The 2704-nt window shown below is 57.1% G+C and carries 3 protein-coding genes and 1 pseudogene; 1 reads left to right on the top strand and 3 read right to left on the bottom strand.

Annotated elements, in window-relative coordinates; genetic code table 11:
* Positions 1-213: 213 nt before the first annotated feature.
* Complete coding sequence (locus LPU83_RS30300) at positions 214-555, top strand: hypothetical protein (protein WP_018496486.1); 342 nt, start codon at positions 214-216, stop codon at positions 553-555.
* A 34-nt stretch (positions 556-589) separates the two neighbouring features.
* On the opposite strand, the pseudogene LPU83_RS30285 reads toward LPU83_RS30300, so the two are convergent.
* The 3 genes and pseudogenes from LPU83_RS30285 to LPU83_RS30050 all read right to left on the bottom strand — a co-directional run.
* Positions 590-1447: pseudogene (locus LPU83_RS30285) on the bottom strand (ISKra4 family transposase); the annotation flags it as partial.
* Positions 1401-1835, bottom strand: coding sequence for a plasmid pRiA4b ORF-3 family protein (locus tag LPU83_RS30095; protein WP_231052415.1), 435 nt, complete (start codon positions 1833-1835; stop codon positions 1401-1403). The gene LPU83_RS30095 and the pseudogene LPU83_RS30285, both read right to left, overlap by 47 nt.
* Positions 1836-1951: 116 nt before the next feature.
* A partial coding sequence (locus LPU83_RS30050; protein WP_483256072.1) for a 3'-5' exonuclease family protein occupies positions 1952-2704 on the bottom strand: 753 nt, incomplete at its 5' end.

The following is a 2704-nucleotide window of genomic DNA, read 5'->3' as shown; positions in this document are numbered from 1 at the left end:
ATTGAACTTGTGCGGCATCGTCAAAATCCAGATCCGGAGAGTGAAAATCACCGCTCAATATCAGTCGCCGGGTGATCCACGCAGCAACGCCGGTAATTCACCGAGTTCTCGAAAGAAGACGGCATCTTAGGCTCTGTCTTCATCGATAAGATATCCAAATACGGTTGATTGTCACACGAAAGCGTGGATAGTCACCGGGATGGAGAGCCGGAAATGAATCTCAACGATGACGACGAACACCTGATAGAAACGCTTTTCCGCAACGGCACGATTACCGTCGTGGGGGTGGTGCTTTCATTTTCCCTAGGCTTCCTTACGCAGTGGGCCAGCAATCCAATACCGTGGAGACTTGCCGACCTGCCGACGTTGGTCGTCATAACTATAGGCATCGTCTTTCAGCTGCGCTCCCTCGCTTTACTTTTGCAAACGTCATCACTGAAAAAAGTCGTCTACGACAAGGCAAGCCGGCTATTTCTGAATGGCGTGATCATCACTGGGTCTGGCGTTTTTCTGGCGATCCTCATTGACACGTTCCAGTTGCTGATGGAGCGTTAACCGACACTTGGATTGAGGGGTTCCGCCGGTAAATACCGCCGACATGCCAGAGATACCATTTGATCCTTTTGAGGGCGTCAAGCATATCCAGTCCGGCCTGTGCATCGTGGTTTCGAGCCCTTGTGCGAACTGGCGAAGAACGGTGATCCGCATGGTGATATGGAACCAGTCCAGCACATGCTCGCTGGCCGGTGCAATCATTTTCGCGAGTGAGCGGACTTCCTCGCCGCCGTCGGTGATGAAGGTGATATCCTGGTTGGCCTGCACCCCCTGCTTTTTGAGATGGTCGAGAATCCGGCGCTGCGGTTTGCGATCGTAGCCATGAACGAGCCGATGTAACGTGGATCGCCGTCTTCGGGCAGCGAGCGGCCGACGATCAGCTCGAAGTTTCTCTTGCGGTCGTCGCGATCGCGAACATATCCGCCATCCATGCCTATGACGATCCGCCCATCAGGAATGGGCAAGCCCATCCAGTCGCGTGGACAGGAATCCTGCATGAAGGAAACCCGTTCTTCCGTCAGTTCCTGCTCGATCCGGCTTGCCGTTCGCAGCGCATGTTGCCGCACCGTCGTTGCGTTGGATCCGCAGTCGATCGGCAGCACATCCGCCAACAACTCTGCTGCCGCTGCGTAGGGCACCAGCGAGGCCCAGCGCGTTTCGAGATAAAGACGCTCGGGCGCGACATGATCGGGGATCAGTTGCTCAGAGGCGATACTGTCACCGGGCCGTTGCTTCCCTCCCTGCGCGGCAGGCAGTATCGCGGGCTCTTCAGGCGAACATCGCCGAACAGTGTGTGGAATGTGACAGGGTAGTATCCCTTGTGCCGCAAGGCACGCCCATCACCCTTACGGTACTGCCGGAGCCACACATCGACCTGCGTCTCCACCATCTTCGACCATTTCGTACCCGAAGGCGTTGTCCTGTCGCCACATCCAGCCCTCCGGGCCACCGCAATCCTCCTGCGGGCAATTGCCGTCCCCTCCGGGGCAATTCGGATAGCGAGTTTCCGGCTTGACGCTCCCGCGCTCTTCCAGTCGGATTTCGTGCTCCCATGGGATGTTGAGGTCGTACTCATACAGAAAACGGCTACCTTTGCCCAGTTTCAGATCGTCAAGCGCAACCTTCGGAGAGTTAGCGGCCGTTTCCCAGGAGCCGTAACGCACCGTACGAATGACAAACTGATAAAGGTGAATGCTCTCCCAGCCCATCACGACCTGAAGCACACCGTGAAACTCGCGTAGCGTCATGGTCGAGGGCACCTGAACCCGCCGCCAGACCATGGGGCTGACGTCTTTCAGAAAGATCCGGAATTGCAGGATCGTGGGAGACCGTCTCTTGGTTGTTGATTTCAAAACCATGGGCCTCCGCGAAAATCATCGCCACCCCCATAGCCCATTCAAGCCAGATCAGGCACTGCCACACAATTCCTCATGCTCTCCTGACAGGCGGCGCTGATCGCGCCGCAGTCGAAGCCGCTATGCTGAATGACGGTCGTGCCTTCGAGCGCCGGGCCAACAAGCGACATAACCTCCGCGAAGGAAGGCGCGTGTCGTACCCGATCCGCTGTAATCCATGGATCCAGTTGCAGCGCCAGTCCTTGGCTTTTCGGATCGACGTAGCTTGACCAGGTAGCGCGAATCTCACCGTCAATGACGAAGGCGAGGCCGATTTGGCATACACTCGCCCGATCGCTATTTGCTGTTTCGACGTCCAGCGCGACAAACTGAAATGGTCCCTTTGGAAGAGCCGTGGGAGTGCTTTCACGCATCTCGGTCTTGTTCGACAGAACTGCTGTCCCTCTCGTCTCGTATCGCAGCCGCTGCCGTTCAATTGCAGCAAGTTGTGACGTCGAGAAATTCAGGCGTGCAATTGTCTCGTCGACGAGCGCGACTGGCTCCGGATAGACATTGGTGCCCCGCCTGTTCCAGGCGACCGCCTCCTTGGGAGCGATCACGAGAACCGAGGGCTCCAAGGCCGCAATCGGGGCATCATCGGGCAGGGCGACCCAAACCGCCCGGCAGTGGTCTGCGACGAACGCATTGCGCAAGCGTTTTGCGACGTCGCTATCCGCCTTGCTCGAGACTTCGAAACGGTCGCGGTACATGCGGCCCGAGTTATACATGCGCGAGAAATAATGGCTCATATCCTT

This window comes from Rhizobium favelukesii (genome assembly GCF_000577275.2).
GTDB lineage: Bacteria > Pseudomonadota > Alphaproteobacteria > Rhizobiales > Rhizobiaceae > Rhizobium > Rhizobium favelukesii.
This window is presented reverse-complemented; position numbering and strand designations above follow the sequence as displayed.